The sequence below is a fragment of the Brevundimonas sp. UBA7838 genome (genome assembly GCF_002500885.1).
Classification (GTDB): Bacteria; Pseudomonadota; Alphaproteobacteria; order Caulobacterales; family Caulobacteraceae; genus Brevundimonas; species Brevundimonas vesicularis_C.
Window position 1 is genome coordinate 39,946 of sequence record NZ_DLTK01000053.1, and the last position, 18,276, is coordinate 58,221.

General features: G+C 66.1%; 18 protein-coding genes and 1 pseudogene. 10 read left to right on the top strand and 9 right to left on the bottom strand.

Annotation, left to right across the window (positions count from 1 at the left end):
• Window positions 1-6: 6 nt before the first annotated feature.
• Entirely contained in the window at window positions 7-1,404 is a 1,398-nt protein-coding gene (locus tag B3T77_RS03845) for a UDP-N-acetylmuramate--L-alanine ligase (protein WP_292077408.1), read from the bottom strand.
• 69 nt (window positions 1,405-1,473) lie between these two features.
• Between B3T77_RS03845 and B3T77_RS03850 the strand changes: the two genes are divergently transcribed.
• The 6 genes from B3T77_RS03850 (at window position 1,474) to ligD (ending at window position 10,094) form a co-directional block, all read left to right on the top strand.
• Window positions 1,474-2,310: an LD-carboxypeptidase gene (locus tag B3T77_RS03850; RefSeq protein WP_292077412.1), complete on the top strand. Its 837-nt coding sequence runs from the start codon at window positions 1,474-1,476 to the stop codon at window positions 2,308-2,310.
• 265 nt (window positions 2,311-2,575) lie between these two features.
• The gene (dnaG, locus tag B3T77_RS03855; protein WP_292077414.1) at window positions 2,576-4,435 is read left to right on the top strand and encodes a DNA primase; all 1,860 of its coding nucleotides are present in this window, start codon (window positions 2,576-2,578) and stop codon (window positions 4,433-4,435) included.
• A 74-nt stretch (window positions 4,436-4,509) separates the two neighbouring features.
• On the top strand, window positions 4,510-6,456 hold the full coding sequence (rpoD, locus tag B3T77_RS03860; protein WP_055752847.1) for an RNA polymerase sigma factor RpoD: 1,947 nt from the start codon (window positions 4,510-4,512) through the stop codon (window positions 6,454-6,456).
• A gap of 50 nt (window positions 6,457-6,506) precedes the next feature.
• Window positions 6,507-6,686 (top strand): DUF2256 domain-containing protein, encoded by a 180-nt coding sequence (locus B3T77_RS03865; protein WP_084375248.1) that lies wholly within the window; start codon window positions 6,507-6,509, stop codon window positions 6,684-6,686.
• Window positions 6,687-6,742: 56 nt separating this feature from the next.
• A complete protein-coding gene (locus B3T77_RS03870; protein WP_292077417.1) occupies window positions 6,743-7,486 on the top strand; it encodes an extensin family protein in 744 nt (247 codons plus the stop codon).
• 34 nt (window positions 7,487-7,520) lie between these two features.
• The gene (ligD, locus tag B3T77_RS03875) at window positions 7,521-10,094 is read left to right on the top strand and encodes a DNA ligase D (RefSeq protein ID WP_292077418.1); all 2,574 of its coding nucleotides are present in this window, start codon (window positions 7,521-7,523) and stop codon (window positions 10,092-10,094) included.
• On the opposite strand, the gene B3T77_RS03880 is transcribed toward ligD, so the two are convergent.
• From B3T77_RS03880 to B3T77_RS03900, 5 genes are all read right to left on the bottom strand, one after another.
• Window positions 10,091-10,957 (bottom strand): Ku protein, encoded by an 867-nt coding sequence (locus B3T77_RS03880; RefSeq protein WP_292077420.1) that lies wholly within the window; start codon window positions 10,955-10,957, stop codon window positions 10,091-10,093. The two genes, ligD and B3T77_RS03880, sit on opposite strands and share 4 nt — an antisense overlap.
• Before the next feature lie 67 nt (window positions 10,958-11,024).
• Window positions 11,025-11,378 (bottom strand): DUF1428 domain-containing protein, encoded by a 354-nt coding sequence (locus tag B3T77_RS03885; protein WP_017506381.1) that lies wholly within the window; start codon window positions 11,376-11,378, stop codon window positions 11,025-11,027.
• 22 nt (window positions 11,379-11,400) lie between these two features.
• Window positions 11,401-11,883, bottom strand: coding sequence for a VOC family protein (locus B3T77_RS03890; RefSeq protein WP_292077421.1), 483 nt, complete (start codon window positions 11,881-11,883; stop codon window positions 11,401-11,403).
• Entirely contained in the window at window positions 11,880-12,341 is a 462-nt protein-coding gene (locus tag B3T77_RS03895) for an SRPBCC family protein (protein WP_292077423.1), read from the bottom strand. The genes B3T77_RS03890 and B3T77_RS03895 overlap by 4 nt, the downstream gene beginning before the upstream one ends.
• Window positions 12,341-12,784, bottom strand: coding sequence for a VOC family protein (locus B3T77_RS03900; RefSeq protein WP_066552496.1), 444 nt, complete (start codon window positions 12,782-12,784; stop codon window positions 12,341-12,343). Before B3T77_RS03900 ends, B3T77_RS03895 begins: the two co-directional genes overlap by 1 nt.
• Before the next feature lie 58 nt (window positions 12,785-12,842).
• Between B3T77_RS03900 and B3T77_RS03905 the strand changes: the two genes are divergently transcribed.
• Window positions 12,843-13,526 carry a winged helix-turn-helix transcriptional regulator gene (locus tag B3T77_RS03905; protein WP_292077426.1) on the top strand — a complete coding sequence of 228 codons (684 nt, stop codon included), beginning with the start codon at window positions 12,843-12,845 and terminating at the stop codon, window positions 13,524-13,526.
• 4 nt (window positions 13,527-13,530) lie between these two features.
• Here the strand turns inward: B3T77_RS03905 and B3T77_RS03910 are convergent, their stop codons facing one another.
• Complete coding sequence (locus B3T77_RS03910) at window positions 13,531-13,740, bottom strand: flagellar basal body rod C-terminal domain-containing protein (RefSeq protein ID WP_045811901.1); 210 nt, start codon at window positions 13,738-13,740, stop codon at window positions 13,531-13,533.
• Between the two features lie 206 nt (window positions 13,741-13,946).
• Between B3T77_RS03910 and B3T77_RS03915 the strand changes: the two genes are divergently transcribed.
• The 3 genes from B3T77_RS03915 (at window position 13,947) to B3T77_RS03925 (ending at window position 17,188) form a co-directional block, all read left to right on the top strand.
• Window positions 13,947-15,845: a DEAD/DEAH box helicase gene (locus B3T77_RS03915; protein WP_292077430.1), complete on the top strand. Its 1,899-nt coding sequence runs from the start codon at window positions 13,947-13,949 to the stop codon at window positions 15,843-15,845.
• A 47-nt stretch (window positions 15,846-15,892) separates the two neighbouring features.
• A complete protein-coding gene (locus tag B3T77_RS03920) occupies window positions 15,893-16,216 on the top strand; it encodes an Mpo1-like protein (protein WP_026108600.1) in 324 nt (107 codons plus the stop codon).
• Window positions 16,217-16,297: 81 nt separating this feature from the next.
• Window positions 16,298-17,188: a hypothetical protein gene (locus B3T77_RS03925; protein WP_292077434.1), complete on the top strand. Its 891-nt coding sequence runs from the start codon at window positions 16,298-16,300 to the stop codon at window positions 17,186-17,188.
• 74 nt (window positions 17,189-17,262) lie between these two features.
• On the opposite strand, the gene B3T77_RS03930 is transcribed toward B3T77_RS03925, so the two are convergent.
• The gene (locus B3T77_RS03930; protein ID WP_055752860.1) at window positions 17,263-17,820 is read right to left on the bottom strand and encodes a 3D domain-containing protein; all 558 of its coding nucleotides are present in this window, start codon (window positions 17,818-17,820) and stop codon (window positions 17,263-17,265) included.
• A 185-nt stretch (window positions 17,821-18,005) separates the two neighbouring features.
• Window positions 18,006-18,276, bottom strand: a pseudogene (locus B3T77_RS03935) (hypothetical protein); the annotation flags it as partial.

An 18,276-nucleotide genomic window follows, 5' to 3' on the forward strand; every position in this document is an offset into this window, starting at 1 on the left:
ATGGGGCTACTGGCCTAGTCGCCCCAACAGTTCCGCCGCGAAGGTCGATAGCGTGTCGTCGCGCGCGCCCATGACGATGATCCGGTCGCCCGGCTTGGCGATCTCGACGATCCGGTCGCCGCAGTCGGCGCGCATCGCCAGCGCCTCGGCCTGACGGCCGGCGGCGCGGACGCCGGAGGCGATGTCTTCCGATCCCACGCTGCGGTCAGTGGTGCCGCCGTAATAGACCGGCTCGGGCATCAGCAGCACGTCGTCCTCGCGCATCAGGCCTGCGAAACCGTCGATGAACTCGGACTTCATCAGCTTCAGCGGCCCGAACCCATGCGGCTGAAACAGGATCAGCAGCCGGCCGTCGAAGGCGTGCAGGGTCTTCAGCGTGGCGGCGATCTTGTCCGGGTTGTGGGCGAAGTCGTCGATGACGGTGATGTCGCCGGCCGTCCCGACGACCTCCATCCGGCGACGGATGCCGGCAAAGGTCTCCAGCGCCTTGACTGCCTCGGCTGTCGGCACGCCCAGTGCCCGGGTCGCGCCCAGCGCGGCCAGGGCGTTGGCGACATTGTGCGCGCCGGGCACGTTCAGGACGACGTCGTGTTCGCTCCAGCCCTCGATCAGTCGGAGCCGCATGCCCGTCGGCAGGGGCTGAAGATCATGGGCGGACAGGTCGGCCTTTTCTTCGCCCAGGCCGAAGGTGATCGCTTTCCCAGCCGGCAAGGACTGGGCCAGGGCCGCCGTCTCGGGATTGTCCAGGTTCAAGACGGCCGTCGTCGCCCGCGCGGTGAAGCCGCCGAACAGGTCGCGCAACTCCTCCATCGACTTGTGGTCCAGCGAGATGTTGGACACCACCGCCACCGTCGGATCGTAGCGGGCGATCGAGCCGTCGCTTTCGTCCACCTCGGACACGAACACGTCGGGGCCGCCGATCAGGGCGCTGGCGAACGGATGGTCGGCGTCGGCGAAGTTCTTCATCACCGCCCCGTTCATGACGGTCGGCTGGCGACCCGTCTGATGCAGAATCCAGGCGATCATGCCGGTGATGGTGGACTTGCCGCTTGTGCCCGCGACCCCGACCGAGGTCGGGGCGTCGTTGAAGAGTTCACTGAGCAGCTCGGGCCGGGTCTTGATGGTTGCGCCGGCGCGCCTGGCCGCGCCGATGTCGGGCACCGTCTCCTCGATGGCGCCGGTGGCGATGACGGTCTGATCCGCGCGGGTCACGCCCGATCCGTCCTGGGGATACAGGGTCACGCCGTGGGCGCGCAGCCAGTCGAACTTCTCGGGCGTACGGCCCTGGTCCAGCGCCCGGTCCGACCCTTCGATCACGGCGCCGCGCGCCTGGACGATCATGGCCAGGGGCAGCATGCCCGACCCGCCGATGCCGCAGAAGAAATAGGAGGCGTCTTGGTTCATGCCCCCTTAGAACAGGGGATCGGGCCGGTCCGCCAGTAGGGGATCGCAAAAACGACGAAGAAGACGGACGTGACCACCAATAGCTTCAAGATCGGCGTCGTCTGCGCCAGTTCGCGCTTCGCTAAAGAGCGCGCCGAGGCGGTCGAGGCCTGGATGGCGCAGAACCACCCCGACCGCGATGTGGCGGTCGTCTTCCACCCCGCCTGTTTCCTGAAACACGGACATTTCGCTGGCGACGACCGGGCGCGCGCCGACGCCTTCGTGGAGTTCGCCAACGATCCCCGCATCGACGCCATCTGGTTCGCGCGCGGCGGATACGGTTCGTGTCGCATCGCTGATGCGGTGATCCCGCGCCTGGACGCCGTCGCCCGCAAGAAGCGCTACATGGGCTATTCCGATGCTGGCAGCTTGCTTGCCGGAATGTACAAGGCCGGATTCCAGCATCTGGCGCACGGACCGATGGCCTCGGATTCGGTGCGCGACGACGCGACCGCGCGCGGCGCCCTGTCCTGGCTGACCACGGGACGCACCGACTGGATCGAGCCGTCGTTGGCGACCGATCCGCGCCCGGCCGTCGCCTTCAACCTGACCATCCTGAACGAACTGACCGGCACGCCGCTTGAGCCCGATCTGTCCGACCACGTCCTGATGTTGGAGGAGGTGTCCGAGGCCGCCTACCGGATCGACCGGATGATGTTTCACTTGACCAGCCAGGCCAGCATCCGTCGCGTGGCCGGGATTCGCCTGGGACGAGTCTCGGACGTTACGCCAAACGATCCCGATTTTGGTCAGACTCCGGAGGAAATCGTTCGATACTGGTGCCTGCGTTCGGGCATACCCTTTCTGGGAAGCGCCGATATCGGGCATGACGCCGCCAATAAGGTCGTCCCCTTCGGTCGCCCTTAAGGCGAACGACGCGCGACGAAAAGGACATAGTCTCGCCTCTATTCGCTAGGGCAAGCTCGCCCGCCTCTCGACAGAACGCCGGTCCTGACCTCAGATGCCGGTCCGCGAGGCGTTAGGACTTCGTTAGCCAAGGCGTTGGGGGACGCTACGGTTTGCGCCTTCTGCGATGCGGCGGTTCGTTCGGATATCGGGGGATGCCCGGACGAGCCGCCTGATCGTCTTTCCATCCATCGACGTTGAGGGCCGCAGGGCTTAGGGATCGCGGGTGCGTTTCGACGAGAGATTCATCGATGAACTGAAGGCCCGCCTTCGGCCGTCCGACGTGATCGGGCGGACGGTGAAGCTGAAACGTCAGGGGCGCGAATACGTCGGGTTGTCGCCCTTCTCGAAGGAGAAGTCGCCGTCCTTCTTCGTCAACGACGACAAGGGCTTCTTTCACGACTTCTCGTCCGGCAAGCATGGCGACATCATCTCCTTCCTGCAGGAAACCGAGCGGCTCAGCTTCGTCGAGGCGGTGCAGCGTCTGGCGGGCGAGGCGGGGATGCAGCTTCCGGCCGAAGACCCCAGGGAGGCTGAGCGCGAGCAGAAGCGGGCCGGTCTGTCGGACTGGATGGACCTGGCCCAGAAATGGTTCGCCGCCAATCTGCGCCGCACGCCGGGCAAGGCGGCGCGAGAATATCTGGACAAGCGCGGCCTGCCCGAGGATCAGTGGGAGCGGTTCGGGCTGGGCTATGCGCCCAACGACCGCGAAGGGCTGAAACAGGCCTTGGTACAGCGCGGCGCCAAGCCCGCTGAACTGGTCGAGGCCGGGCTGCTGATCTCGCCCGAAAGCGGCGGCCAGCCCTATGATCGCTTCCGCGACCGGCTGATGTTCCCGATTCTGGATGCGCGCGGCCGGATCGTCAGCTTCGGCGGCCGGGCCATGAACCCCGACGATCGGGCGAAATATCTGAACGGCCCGGAAAGCCCGCTCTTCCACAAGGGCGCGACCCTCTACGGCCTGCCCGAGGCGCGGCGCATCCTGGGGGCGGAATCCAAGAACGACCAGGCCATCATCGTGGTCGAAGGCTATATGGACGTCATCGCCTGCCAGCGCGCGGGCCTGCCGGCCGTGGCGCCGATGGGCACGGCCCTGACCGAAGAGCAGATGGAACGACTGTGGCGCGTGTCGCACGAGCCGATCCTGTGCTTCGACGGCGATGCGGCCGGACTGCGCGCCGCCTATCGCGCCATTGAACGCTCGCTGCCGCTGCTGAAGCCAGGGCGCTCGTTCCGGTTCGCGCTGCTGGGGGCCGGTCAGGATCCCGACGACATTCTGCGCGACAAGGGCGCGCCCGCGCTACGTCAGGCCCTGGCCGAAACCCATGGGTTCGCCGAGGTGCTGTTCCGCCGCGAACAGGATCTGGAGCCTCTGGACACGCCGGAGCGCAAGGCCGGCTTCAAGGCGCGGCTGAGGAACACCGCCTCGGCCATCCAGGACAAGGATTTGGCGGAGCAATACCGCCGCGACCTGTTCGACCGCTTCGACGCCCTGTTCCCGCGCAGCCCTCAACGCGCGCCCTGGACGCCGGGGCAGGGCAAGCGCGGTTTCGGCCCGCCGCCCAAACTGGGTCAGACGGCGGAGGGCGCCCAGGCGATGCAGTCGTTGTTTCGCGCCATCGAGCCCGTTCCGGCCGCCCTGGCCCACGGCGCCATCGACGACCCCGAACGGATGGACGACCATCTGGAGGAAATCGCCGCCCACGGATTCGGCGACAAGGGGCTGGATGGGCTGGCGCAGGAGCTGGTTCGCCTGCGTCTGTCGGGACATAGCCTTGACTCCGCCGCCCTGCGACGCCATCTGGCGCAATCGGGTCATGATGCCTTAGTGCGCGAGGTCGAGAAGGCGGCGGCAAAGTCCGGCGCGCCATTCCTGGCCGCAAATGCGCCCCTCGCCGAGGCAAGGGTCCGATGGTCGCAGGCGTTCGACGCTTCGACGCGGGTCGCCGCGTTGGAGGACGCCTTGGCCCATGCACGTGATGTGCCTGGGCAGGATGAGGCGTTCCGCCGGCTGAAGGCCGAGCGGGATGCGCTTCGCCGTGCGATCAAAGCCGGGACGATTTGGGAAGACAGCGCGGGCACGTAACCTTACGGCACGCCAAGCATTGTATTTTTCGCCGGGGCGGACTGATCACCCTCTCGGCTGGAGACAGACTGACTATGAACGCACAGACCGAGACGCAGGACACCGAGGTTTCGACCGATGGGCCCCTGCTCGATCTGACGGACGCCGGCGTCAAGAAGTTCATCAAGCAAGCCAAGGCGCGCGGCTATGTGACGATGGAGGAGCTGAACAAGGTCCTGCCGTCCGAAGAAGTCACGCCCGACGCCATTGAAGACACCCTGGCGATGCTGTCCGAAATGGGCGTCAACGTCGTGGAGGCCGAGGAGGACGCGCAGGAGCAGCAGTCCACCGACGTTGCCGCCGCCGCCGGCACCGCCGTGGCCGAAACGCCTGCCAAATCCGCCTATGACCGCACCGACGACCCGGTGCGCATGTATCTGCGCGAGATGGGTTCGGTCGAACTGCTGAGCCGCGAAGGCGAAATCGCCATCGCCAAGCGGATCGAGGCCGGCCGCGACGCCATGATCTCGGGTCTGTGCGAAAGCGCCCTGACCTTCGAGGCCATCATGGTCTGGCGCGACGAGCTGGAAAACAACCGCATCCTGCTGCGCGAGGTCATCGACCTGGACGCCACCTATGGCGTTTTGAACCCCTCCTCCCTGCCGGGCGCCGCCCAGCCTGAAGGCGAAGAGGAAGAAGAGGCCGAGGAAAAGCCAGCCGCCGAAGACAAGCCTGAGTCCGACGACGACGATGACGACGACTTCGACGACGGCGGCGGCATGTCGATCTCCGCGTTGGAAGCCGAGCTGCGCGACGGGGTTATGGACGTCCTAAACGCCATCGCTGCGGACTTCGGCGCCTTCCGCGCCCTGCAGGACAAGCTGGTTCAGACCCGCCTGAAGGGCGAGGTGCTGAGCGCCAAGGATGAAAAGGCCTATCAGGCGCTTACGACGTCCATCTCGGATCGTCTGAAGACGATGAAGCTGAACAACAACCGCATCGAGGCGCTGGTCGAGCAGCTCTATGCGATCAACAAGCGCCTGATCGGTCTGGAAGGCCGGCTGCTGCGCCTGGCCGACAGCTACGGCATTTCGCGGCCCGAGTTCCTTAAGGCCTATTTCGGCTCGGAACTCGACCCCACCTGGACGGACCGGATCAAGGATCAGGGCGTGCGCTGGACCAAGTTCAGCGAGAACGAAGCCAGCCAGATCGCGACCATCCGTTCCGACGTCGCCGCCGTGGCGCTGGAAGCCGGCCTGCCGATCGACGACTATCGCCGCATCGTCCAGACGGTGCAGAAGGGCGAGCGCGAAGCGCGGCAAGCCAAGAAGGAAATGGTCGAGGCCAACCTGCGCCTCGTGATCTCGATCGCCAAGAAATACACCAACCGCGGCCTGCAGTTCCTGGACCTGATCCAGGAGGGCAACATCGGCCTGATGAAGGCGGTCGACAAGTTCGAGTACCGCCGCGGCTACAAGTTCTCGACCTACGCCACCTGGTGGATCCGTCAAGCGATCACCCGCTCGATCGCCGACCAGGCGCGCACCATCCGCATCCCGGTGCACATGATCGAGACGATCAACAAGATCGTCCGCACCAGCCGCCAGATGCTGCACGAGATCGGTCGCGAGCCGACGCCGGAAGAGCTGGCCGAAAAGCTGGCCATGCCGCTGGAGAAGGTGCGCAAGGTTCTGAAGATCGCCAAGGAGCCGATCTCGCTTGAAACGCCCATCGGGGATGAGGAAGACAGCCACCTGGGCGACTTCATCGAGGACAAGAACGCCGTCCTGCCAATCGATGCCGCCATCCAGTCGAACTTGCGCGAGACCACCACCCGCGTTCTGGCGTCGCTGACGCCGCGCGAGGAGCGGGTTCTACGGATGCGCTTTGGCATCGGCATGAACACCGATCACACGCTGGAAGAAGTCGGCCAGCAGTTCTCGGTGACCCGCGAGCGCATCCGTCAGATCGAGGCCAAGGCGCTGCGCAAGCTGAAGCACCCGTCGCGGTCGCGCAAACTGCGGTCCTTCCTGGACAGCTGATACGATCAAGGGCGGCTCTGACGGGCCGCCCTTTTTTCTTGGCAGGCGACATGGCCCGAAAGCACGTCAATCTCGGCACGGCGCCGGCCAAGTCCGACCTGCCGCAAAAGCGCTGCGCCGCCTGCGGTCTGCCGTTCGCCTGGCGCAAGAAGTGGGCGCGGGACTGGGATCAGGTGCGGTTCTGTTCGGATCGGTGCCGGGCCAAGGGCGCGTCCGAAGAGCGTCGATAGGCGGCTCTCCGCCTCGTGACCACGGCGGCCGCGGGAATCAGCTAAGCGTCGCGACCATGCTCTCCGTGTCGCGCGTCTCTCCTATTCTCATCGGCCTCGGCGTCCTGCTGATCCTCAGCGGCTGCGTGCGGCGGCCGCCCGAGCCATTGCGGCCGCCATCGCCCTATCCGTCACGCACCGAGGCGCCGCTGGTCGGGGGGCTGGTGGATCGGATGATCGACGTCGGGACCCAAGCCCTGGTCGTGCGCGAAGGTAGCGACCTGGGCCGTTGTCTGGCCGAGTTGAACGCTGCGCGCGTGCGCTTCAGTCCCGTGCCGGATCGCCAGAATACCGCGACCTGCGGCCTGAGCAAGGGCGGGGTGCTGGGCGCCGACCTGGGGACGGTGGCGCGCATGGCGCCGGGCGATGTGGAGATGACATGTCAGACAGCGCTGGCGCTGAGCATCTGGCGTCGCCAGTCGCTGGAGCCGGCGGCGCGCGAGATCTTGGGCTCGGACGTCGTGCAGATCGACCACATGGGGGCCTACGCCTGTCGCAATGTGAACAACGGCGTGGGCTCGAACCGCATCAGCGCCCATTCCCAGGCGGCGGCGCTGGACTTCGCCGGGGTGCGGCTGAGGGACGGGCGGCGCATCACCGTGACCAAGGACTGGAACGGGGACACGCCCGAAGCGCGCTTCCTGAAGCGTATCCGCGACGACGCCTGCCGCACCTTTGGCACAACGCTCAGCCCCGACTACAACGCCGTCCACTACGACCACCTGCACCTCGAGGCGACCGACACGCGCTTCTGTCGCTGAGGCAACGCTTTGGCGCGGGGCGGATTACGCCCCTATGCGCGGTGAACTGAAGACCTATCAGGCCAAGCGCCGGTTCGGCGAGACGCCCGAGCCAAAGGGCGCCAAGGCCAGGAGCGCCAAGGGCGGCTTTCGCTATCTGATCCAGCGTCATGCCGCCACGCGGTTGCACTATGATTTCCGCATCGAGGCGGACGGGGTGCTGAAATCCTGGGCCGTGACCAAGGCGCCGTCGCGCGACACGGCGGTCAAGCGGCTGGCGGTCGAGGTCGAGGATCATCCGCTGGATTACGGCTCGTTCGAGGGCACGATTCCCGACGGTAACTACGGCGCCGGCACGGTGCAGATGTGGGACGTCGGGACCTGGGAGCCGCAGGAACCGGATCTGGAGGCGGCCTGGGAAAAGGGTCAGATCAAGATGATCCTTCACGGCGAACGGCTGAAGGGCAAATGGGCGCTGATCCGGCTGAAGAGCGATCGGGGCAAACCCTCCAAACGCAACAATTGGCTGCTGCTGAAGGAGAAGGACGACTTCGCCGTGGCGGGCGAGGGCGATGCGCTCGCCGAAATCGACGCCTCTGTGACGACCGGCCGGTCACTGGCCGAGATCGCGGATGGGACCAAGGAATGGACGGCGTCCAAGCCCACGGGGCGTAAAGGTCCGGCCAAGCCCAAGCCCTCGAAAGCGACGGCAAAGGCCAAGAAGCCGCCAACCTTCGTGCCGATCCAGCTGTGCAAGGTGACCGACCATCCGCCGGGCGGAACGGGCTGGGCGCACGAGATCAAGTTCGACGGCTATCGCATCCAGATCGGCGTGGGCGGCGGTCGGGCGGTCTTGCGAACGCGCAAGGGTCTGGACTGGAGCGACAAGTTCGCGGATCTGGCGGCGGATGCGGCGACCTGGCCCGACGCGGTGATCGACGGCGAGCTGTGCGCGCTGGACGACGATCACATGCCGGACTTCGGGGCGTTGCAGGCGGCCATCTCGGACGAGAAGACGGAAGGCTTGGTCTATTTCGCCTTCGATCTGTTGTTCGAGGGGGCGGAGGATCTGCGTAAACTGCCGCTGTCGCATCGCAAGGCGCGACTGCAGGCCTATGTGGACCGGATCGGCGCTCCAGGGTCGGGGGCGGCCGCTGGGCGGCTGCGTTACGTCGAGCATTTCGCCTCCACCGGCCAGGCGGTGCTGGAAAGCGCCTGCCGCATGGATCTGGAAGGCGTGATCTCCAAGAAGCTGGACGCGCCCTATCACGCCGGGCGGTCATCGACCTGGCTGAAGTCCAAATGCCGGGGGCGCGACGAAGTGGTGATCGGCGGCTGGTCGTCCGAGGGCGGCACGCGGTTCCGCTCTCTGCTGGTCGGGGTCAGGGAAAAGGGCGGCCTTCGCTATCTGGGCCGGGTGGGGACCGGCTATGGCGAGGCGGTGACGAAGACGCTTGTTCCGGCGCTGAAGGGCGTGGCGGCGCAGAAGTCTCCCTTCGCCGGGGCGGGCGCGCCAAAGGCGGCCAAGGACATCCATTGGGTCAAGCCGGTGCTGGTCGCCGAGGTCGAGCACGGCGGCTATACCGAATCCGGATCGCTGCGGCAGGCGGCGTTCAAAGGGTTGCGCGAAGACAAGACGGCCGCAGAGGTCACCGAGCCGCCGCAGCCGCCCACGGACATGGGCGACGCGAAGAGGACCACGACGACGGTGCGACCAGCCGGAAAGCCCGGCAAGGTGGTCGTGGCGGGCGTGACCCTCTCCAGCCCCGATAAGGTGTTGTGGCCCGCCGTCGGCGACCGGCCGGCGATCACCAAGGCCGATCTGGCGCGCTACTACGAGGCGGCGGCTGAGCGGATCCTGCCCCATGTGGCGGACCGGCCGACCTCGATCATCCGGGCGCCCGAGGGAATCGGCGGCGAGACCTTCTTCCAACGCCACGCCATGGCGGGGTCGAACCCGCGGCTGAAGCTGATCGACGTCAAGGCGCGCACGCCCTATGTGGCCGCCGTCGATGCGGGCGGCCTGGTCGCCATCGCCCAGTCAGGCGGGCTGGAACTGCACCCCTGGGGCTGTGCGCCCGGCCAGCCGGAAATCCCTGACCAGATCACCTTCGACCTGGATCCGGACGAGGGGCTGGACTTCGCCGACGTCATCGCCGCGTCCAAGGTCGTGAAAGCGAAGATCGAGGCGCTGGGTCTGGCCGCCTTCGTCAAGACGACCGGGGGCAAGGGGCTGCACGTCGTTGTGCCGATCAAGGCCGACGCCCGCTCGCGCGTGACCTGGGATCAGAACAAGGCCTTCGCAAAGGCGGTGGCCGAGGCCATCCGCGCCGAGGCGCCGGACCGGTTCACCACGACCCTGGCCAAGAAGGCGCGGGGCGGAAAGATCTTCATCGACTATCTGCGCAACGGGCGAATGGCGACGGCGGTCGCGCCCTGGTCGCCGCGCGCACGGCCGGGGGCGGGGATCGCCTTCCCGCTGTCATGGGGGCAGGTGAAGGCCGGGCTGGACCCCGCCGCATTCAACCTTTGGACCTATGCGGCCTTGCTGAAGAAGCCCGATCCCTGGGCCGATTTCCGCGCTTCGGCGGTCAGTCTGAAATCGGCGCTGAAAAAGATGGGCGTCTAGGCCGCTGTCTTCTTCTTTGCCGCAGCTTTCTTAGGCGCCGCCTTCTTTACCGAAGCCTTCTTTGCGGCCGGTTTCTTCGTCCCCGTCGCCGACCCCTTGAGGCTGTTCCGCAGTGCGGCCATCAGGTCGATGACATTGGTGTCGTCGGGTTCGGCGACATCGACCACGCCCTTGCCGCCCTTTGACTTGGCCTTGATCATCGCGCGCAAGGCGTCGTCGTAGCCGTCTTTGAAGTCGGTCGGGTCGAAGTCCGCCTCCTTCTGCCCGATGATGCGCGCGGCGATCTCGACCATGTCGGGATCGGCCTTCACCGTCGGAATGTCGTCGAAGTATTCGTCGGAATCGCGCACCTCGTCATGAGCGCGCAGGGTGTAGGCGATCAGTCCCTTGCCCCGAACCTCCAGCGCCAGCTGACGCTCCTTGCCGCGCAGGACGAGCTGACCCAGCGCCACCTTTCCCTGTTTCTTCATGGCGTCGCGGATGACGGCGAAGGCCTCGACGCCCGCGCCTTTTTCGGGGACCACGAAGAAGGGATCGTCCCAATACAGCCGGTCGATGTCGTCCTCATCGACGAACTTGTCGATCGAGATGGTCTTGGTGCTTTCCAGCTTCACCTTGTCGAAGTCGGCGTCGTCGAACAGGACGTATTCGTCCTTGGACACCTCATAGCCGCGCACCAGATCGCTGCGCTCGACCGGCCCAGCGTCCGGGTCGGTCGGCACCATGCGGATGCGATTGTTGGTGTCAGGATTGATCAGGTGAAACCGCACGTCGTTCGTGCTGGTCGTCGCCGTGTAGAGGGCCACCGGACAGGTGACCAGCGACAGCTTTAGATGTCCTTGCCAAGTGGGGCGGGCGGCCATGTCGGTTCTCCTCGATCCCTGACAATGCGTCAGGGCGATTTGCGTTCGAACAGGGCCGCCGCCGGGCTCAGGCCTTGCCTTCGAAGGCGACGCTGAAGCCGCCCCACATCATCCGCTTGCCGTCGAAGGGCATGTCCATGTTCGCAAAGTCGGGGTCGTCCTGCATCTTGCCGAAACAGGCGTCGGCGGTGGCGCGGTCGGGCCAGGTGACCCAGGAGAAGACGACGACCTCGCCCTCCTGCAGTTTCACCGCCATGGGAAAGCTGGTCAGTTTGCCGTCCGGCACGTCCTCGCCCCAAGTCTCGACCTGGGACAGGGCGCCGTATTTCTGAAACAGGGGCCAGGAGGCCTCGGCGGACTTGACGTAGCGCGCCTTGTCCTCGGTTTTCACGGGGGTCAGGAAGCCGGTCACATAGGTCATCGGTCGTCTCCTCTTTCTGGATTCAAACGTCAGCGACGGCGCGGTCCAGCGCCGCGATGTCGATCTTGATCATGCCCATCATGGCCTGCATGGCGGCCTTGGCGCGCGCGGGGTTCGGATCGGTGGTCAGTTCCATCAGGCGACGAGGCGTGATCTGCCACGACAGACCCCAGCGGTCCTTCAACCAGCCGCAGGCGTTTTCGCTGCCGCCGTCGGCGAGCAGGGCGTCCCACAGCCGGTCCGTCTCGGTCTGATCCTCGGTCATCACCATGAAGGAGACGGCTTCGGTGAAGCGAAAGTTCGGTCCGCCGTTCAACGCCAGATACTCGCGACCCGCCAGCACGAACTGCACCGTCAGGACCGTGCCTTCAGCGCCGGAGGGCGTATCGACCGGCGAGCGGTTGACGGCGGTTATGCGGCTGTCGGGCAGGAGGCTGACATAAAAGGCGGTCGCAGCCTCGGCGTCGCCGTCGAACCACAGGCAGGGAATGATCTTGTCGCTCATGCCGCATCTCCCTGCGCCAACGCCGCCAGTTGATCGGCGACGGCGCCCCACCCCTGTTCGAAGCCCATGGCCTTGTGGGTTTCGGCGGCTTTTTCGTCCCAATGCCGAGCGGTGGCGGTGTAGCGGGTTCCGCCGGCCTCGGGCTCGAAGGTGTCGATGCGCACGAAGTTCATGTCGCCGGCCTGCGGAACCCAGCCCTCTGTAAAGGCGCCGGTCGAGACCAGTTTGCGGCCCTGCACCACCTCCAAAAACACGCCGGAATAGGGATGCCGCTCGCCCTCGGGCGAGGCCATTTCCACATTGGCCCGCCCGCCGACGCGCAGGTCCCAATCCACGACCGGCGTGGTCCACGGGCGAGGGCAGAACCACTCGCCGGTACGCTCGGTGTAGATCTTCCACACCGTCTCCGGCGAGGCCTTGATCAGACGGCTGATGCTCAGTTCGCGACCGTCACCCATCACGACACCATGGCGTTGGCGGCGAAGGCTTCGGGACCGGCGGCGACGGCGGCCGGGTCCATCCACATCGGTTCCCAGATGTGGCCGTCCGGGTCGGCATAGCCGCGCCCATACATGAAGCCGTGATCCTGAATCGGGTTTGGATCCATAAGGCCGCCCGCTGCACCCGCGCGTTCGACCACCGAGTCCACAGCCTCTCGGCTGTCGAAAGAAATGCACAGCGACATCTGCGCCGAGACATGGGCGTTGGGGATCGCCCGGTCGGTGAAGGTGCGCCACTTGTCGTGGGTCAGCAGCATGACGTGGATCACGTCCGACACCACCATACAGGCGGCCGTGTCGTCGCTAAACATGGGGTTTTTGGTCGCGCCGACGGCTTCGTAGAAGGCGATCGATCGGGGCAGGTCGGCGACCGGCAGGTTGATGAAAATCAGCTGGGCCACGGCGTTTCCTCTCCTTGTTATTTGCGAAACCTGACTCCAATGATTACCATAGTCAACTATGAAGTTAGAAAAGATAACCGATAAGGCGGGCCGAAAATACCATGACGCCTGTGGCGCTGCGCACGGACTGGACCTGATCGGCGAGCGCTGGGCTCTGCTGGTGATCCGCGAACTGATGATGGGCCCGCGCCGGTTCGGTGATCTGAGAAAGGATCTGCACGGCATTTCCGCGAACGTGCTGACCCAGCGGCTGGAGGGGCTGGAGGCTTCGGGCATCGTGACCCGCCGCAAGCTCCCGCCGCCCGCCTCGGTTCAGGTCTATGAGCTGACGCCGTGGGGATATGAGATCAAGCCGGTCTTCATGGTGCTGGGCGGCTGGGCGGCGCGCTCGCCTCGCCACGATCCGACCCTGCCGATCAGCGCGGTATCGATCATGCAGTCGTTCGAGACGATGTTCGACCCGGCCCTGGCCGGGGACGCGGCGATGACGGTCGGCTTCGTCTTCGGCGACGAACTTTTCGTCGTTCAGATCGAGAAGGGCACGATCACGACCCGCCGCGGCGCCACGGACGCCGCCGACGTCGTCCTGACGACCCAACCGCCGCTGGTCGCGGCCTGCGTCTACGGCAAGGTCCCGCCCGGCGCCTTCGAGGCCGACGGCTTGATGACGCTGGCCGGCGACCGGGCCGTGTTTGACCGCTTTGCGGGCTTCTTCAACCTGCCGGAGAAGGCGCCGGTCTGAAGCTTCAGGCCAGCATGTCCAGCAGCGTGCCGGTCATGTCGTCGGCGGTGCGCAGAACGGCGGCGTTGGCGCTGAAGGCCGTCTTGGCCTGGATCCGCTCCACGGTTTCCTCGGCGAGATTGTCCAGCGGCGCGTTGGCGGTACGGCGCGCGCTGTTGTCGAACCGGTTCTGCGCGGTCGTCATTCCGGCGGCGGCGATAGAAAGCGCTTGCATGGCGAAGCTCCGGACGCGGTGGGTTCGATCGCCAGACTGCGTCTTTCAGGTCAACGTCGCCTGAAGGAATAGGGTGAACGGCGTTTTCCGCCCCGCTTGCGCCCTTATTGATGTATAGAGCGCCATCATTCGCCCGGCCTGAGGTCTGACCTCGGCCGGGCGCGGTCGTTTCGGCGACCGCCCTTGTCCGTTGTCCCAGGTTTCCTATGCCCTTTCCCGCCGTCCATCCCGCGCTCGACCGCGCCCTGATCAACAAGGGCTATGCCGAACCCACTCCGGTTCAGGCCGCCGTGCTGGAGGCGGAGCATGCGGATCGCGACCTGCTGGTCTCGGCCCAGACGGGTTCGGGCAAGACCGTGGCCTTTGGTCTGGCCGCTGCGCCGACCCTGCTGGGCGACAAGCCGATCTTCGGCCCCGGCGGCGCGCCGCTGTGCCTGGCCATCGCCCCCACGCGCGAACTGGCCATGCAGGTCGCGGCCGAGTTGCAATGGCTGTACGCCGACTCCGGCGCCAAGATCGCCACCTGCGTCGGCGGCATGGATGCGCGGCGTGAAGCTCGCGCGCTCGGCTTTGGCGTCCATATCGTCGTCGGCACGCCGGGCCGCCTGAAGGATCACATCGACCGGGGCAACCTGGACCTGTCGGAGCTGAAGGTCGCCGTCCTCGATGAGGCCGACGAGATGCTGGACATGGGCTTCCGCGAGGATCTGGAGCACATCCTGGACCAGGCGCCGGCCGAACGCCGCACCCTGCTGTTCTCGGCGACCATCGCGCGCGACATCGCCACCCTGGCCAAACGCTATCAGAAGGACGCGGTCCGCATCGATGCGACCGACAAGACGCGCCAGCACGCCGACATCGAATACCGCGCCTATCGCATCGCGCCCAACGAGATCGAGCACGCGGTGGTCAACACCCTGCGCTGGTTCGAGGCGCCGCGCGCCATGGTCTTCTGCTCGACCCGCGACAGCGTGCGTCACCTGCAATCCTCTCTGCTGGAGCGCGGCTTCTCGACCGTCAGCCTGTCGGGCGAGATGGGTCAGCGCGAGCGCACCGACGCGCTGCAGTCGCTGCGTGACGGCCGCGCCCGCGTCTGCGTCGCCACCGACGTCGCCGCGCGCGGTCTGGATCTGCCGGACCTGGGTCTGGTCATCCACGCCGAACTGCCAATGAACCGTGCCGGCCTGCTGCACCGTTCGGGCCGGACGGGCCGGGCGGGCAAGAAGGGCATCTCGGTCATGCTGGTCCCGCACTCGCGCCGTCGCAAGGCTGAGCGGCTGATGGACGAGGCCGGCGTCGACGCCGTCTGGACCGGCGCCCCGACCTTCGATGAAATCCGCAAGGCCGACGAAGGCCGCCTGCTGTCGCCCGAGTTCTTCGAGGCCGACGTCTCCGACGAGGACATGGTCGTCGCAAAGCGGATGATCGCCGAGCGCACGCCCGACGAGATCGCCGCCGCCCTGGTGCGTCTGCTGCGCAAGGAACAGCCGGCGCCGGAAGAACTGTCCGATCCGGGTTCGGATCGCGGTCCGGCCAAGCGCGAGCGCACCGTTCGCAACGACGACGGCACGGCGGCTCAACCCTGGCCGGGCGACCGCCTGGGCGCTGATGATGTGGTCTGGTTCCGTCTGGACGTGGGCCGCAACAAGAACGCCGACCCCAAATGGCTGATCCCGCTGATCTGCCGCATCGGCGGCATTTCCAAGCCTCAGATCGGCGCCATCCGCACCTTCCCCGAAGAGACGCGGTTCGAGGTCGCCAAAACCCACGAGAAGGCTTTCCGCGAAGCCGTCGCCGCCTCCAAGGACGAGGTGAAGATCACGCCGTCGGAAGCCCCGACGCCCGGCTCGATGAAGGCTAGCCGCTTCGCCGGCAAGCCGCGCGAGGATGGCGACCGCCCCTTCAAGAAGACCCCCTACAAGCGCGCCGATGGCGGAGAGGGCGACGGCCGCCCGCCGTTCAAGAAGAAGCCCTGGGCGCCGAAGGCTGACGGCGGCGCCAATCCGCGCTCGAACGCCGCGGGCGACAAGCCCTATGCCAAGAAGCCCTTCAAGGCCAAGCCGGGCTTCAAGAAGGACGGCTTCAAAGGCAAGCCCAAGGGCTGATCATGCCGGCACTTGCCTGATCGTGGGCGGAGGCGCACCCTCCGCCCATGAGCACGCCGTCCGCACCTGAGGGCCGTTACGCCTCGTTCGAGGCCTTCTATCCCTATTACATCCACGAGCATTCCAACCGGACGTGTCGGCGCATCCACGTCGTCGGCACCTTTCTGGTGATCTCGGCCTTCGTCGCCTTCGTGGCGACGCGGAACGCCTGGTGGCTGCTGGCCATGCCGCTGCTGGGCTACGGCTTCGCCTGGGTCGGGCATTTCTTCTTCGAAAAGAACCGGCCCGCGACGTTCAAATATCCGCTGTGGAGCCTGATGGGCGACTTTCGCCTGTTCTTCGAGACGGTGACCGGCAAGCGCCGCTTTTGAGGCCTGCATTTCAAGCTGCACGGTTCGGCGAAACGGAATAGTCTCGCCCTGCGGCGTTGCGCCGCTGCTGGAGGGAGCATCATGAAATCCATCGCCGTCATCGCCGCTGCGTCCGTGCTGCTCGCCCCTGGGGTCAGCCTGGCCCAGAAGAGCGGGGCCAAGCCCGACTTCACCCTGGACCCCAACTACGGTTCGGTGCGGCTGGAGACCGGCTTCACGCCGGATCCCTGGACCAAGTCCATCCTGGCGGGCGGTTCGATCGCCGCCTCGGCCGCCCAATCGGGCTGTGAGGGCAAGGTTAGCGCTGCGCCCGATCTGCAACTGAACTTCGAAGCCGGGGATCTGGACCTGACCATCAAGGCGGTCGCCAGCGAGGACACCACGCTGCTGGTCAACAGCCCCGGCGGCCGCTGGTACTGCGACGACGACAGCGGCGGCGACCTGGACCCGATGGTGACCATCTCCAATCCCGAGAGCGGCCGTTACGACATCTGGCTGGGCACCTATAACGACAACATGGTCCAGTCGACGCTGCAGATCAGCGAACTGGGCGGCACGGACACGACGGCCGGCGCGGCGCCCAATATCGATCTTGAGCCCAACTACGGCACGGCCAATCTGCGCGGCGGCTTTACGCCCGACCCCTGGACCAAGTCGATCCTGGCCGGCGGCTCCTCGCCCGCCTCGGCCGCGAAGCCGGGCTGCGAAGGTTCGGTCAGTTCAGCCCCGGACATCCAGATCTTCTTCGAGCCGGGCGACGCCGATCTGACCTTCCGCGTCCGCGCAGACGAGGACACCACCCTGCTGATCAATACGCCCAACGGCCGTTTCTACTGCGACGACGACGGCGCGGGCGGCGTCGATCCGAAGGTGACGATCACCAACCCCCAGAGCGGCCGCTACGACATATGGGTCGGCACCTATAACGGCTCGATGGTCCAGTCGACGCTGGAAGTGTCCGAGCTGGACTGATCGGCGCAAGGCTTCAGACACGAAAACGCCGGCTGACCTTCGCGGTCAGCCGGCGTTTTTCATGATCGGCCGGATCAGTTGGAAGCGGTAGTCCAGGCCGGGGGGCAACCGTCGAAATCGCCGGCGTCCACGATGGTCAGGGTGCGCATGTTCAGGCGCTGCGCCTGATTCATCGAGCCGCGACCGTTGCCGGTATAGAGGTCGATCTTCTGGCCCTTGATCGCGCCGCCGGTGTCGGAGGCGTACCAGTAGCCGTCGTGGATCGAACCGTCGGCCAGACGCATGCCGACCGTTTCGCGGATGAACAGCTTGGTGCGGCGCGGGATCACGCGGGGATCGACCGCGACGGTGCGCATGGCGATCGGACGGCAACCCAGCGAATCGTTGCCCGTCGCGCCGCCGCCGCCTGCGTGATAGAGGCGCGCCGACGCGCGCCAGTCCGGATCGGAGGCCATCAACTCGGCCTGTTCGGCGTTCAGGGCGGTCTCGACTTCATCGGAACCGACGATGGCGGCAGGGGTTTCAGTCCTGACTTGATCCGCCGCTACGACGTCATTGTAGGGGACAGGCCCGCTCGTCACAGACGATACGGCAGCCCAAAGCATGGCGATAGCAGCGGAGGCGCCGATCATGAGTTTCGCTCAGGAGACACCGGCTCCCAACGCCGCCGGCGCTGGCCTTGTCGCGTTAACCTGTGGCGAGAAAGTGGCGAAACCCACTCTGGCGCTGTCTGTTACGATTTGTTTCTAGGTTAAAGCCCTGTTTTGTATAATCAATTTATCCCCAGCCTTCGCGCTCGGGGACGACGCCGCCGGCGTCAGAATTTGAAATTGAGGCCCGCCTGAAGCACCGGCAGGACCTTGTAATCATCGGCCTCGGCCTGAATTTCACGCTCTTCCTGATCCAGACGCGAACGGAAGGCAGGGTCGTTCGACAGCGTCCCGCCGCGAGCGTCCAAATCCACTTGCGGCGCATCGCCAAAGGCCGCGCCGGCCAGAATGCGGAAGCCGAGCCTTCCGCCGCGCGTAAAGGTGTTGTCATAGCCCAGGCCGACGAAGGGCGCGGTGCTCTCCAGGTCGATGCGGCCG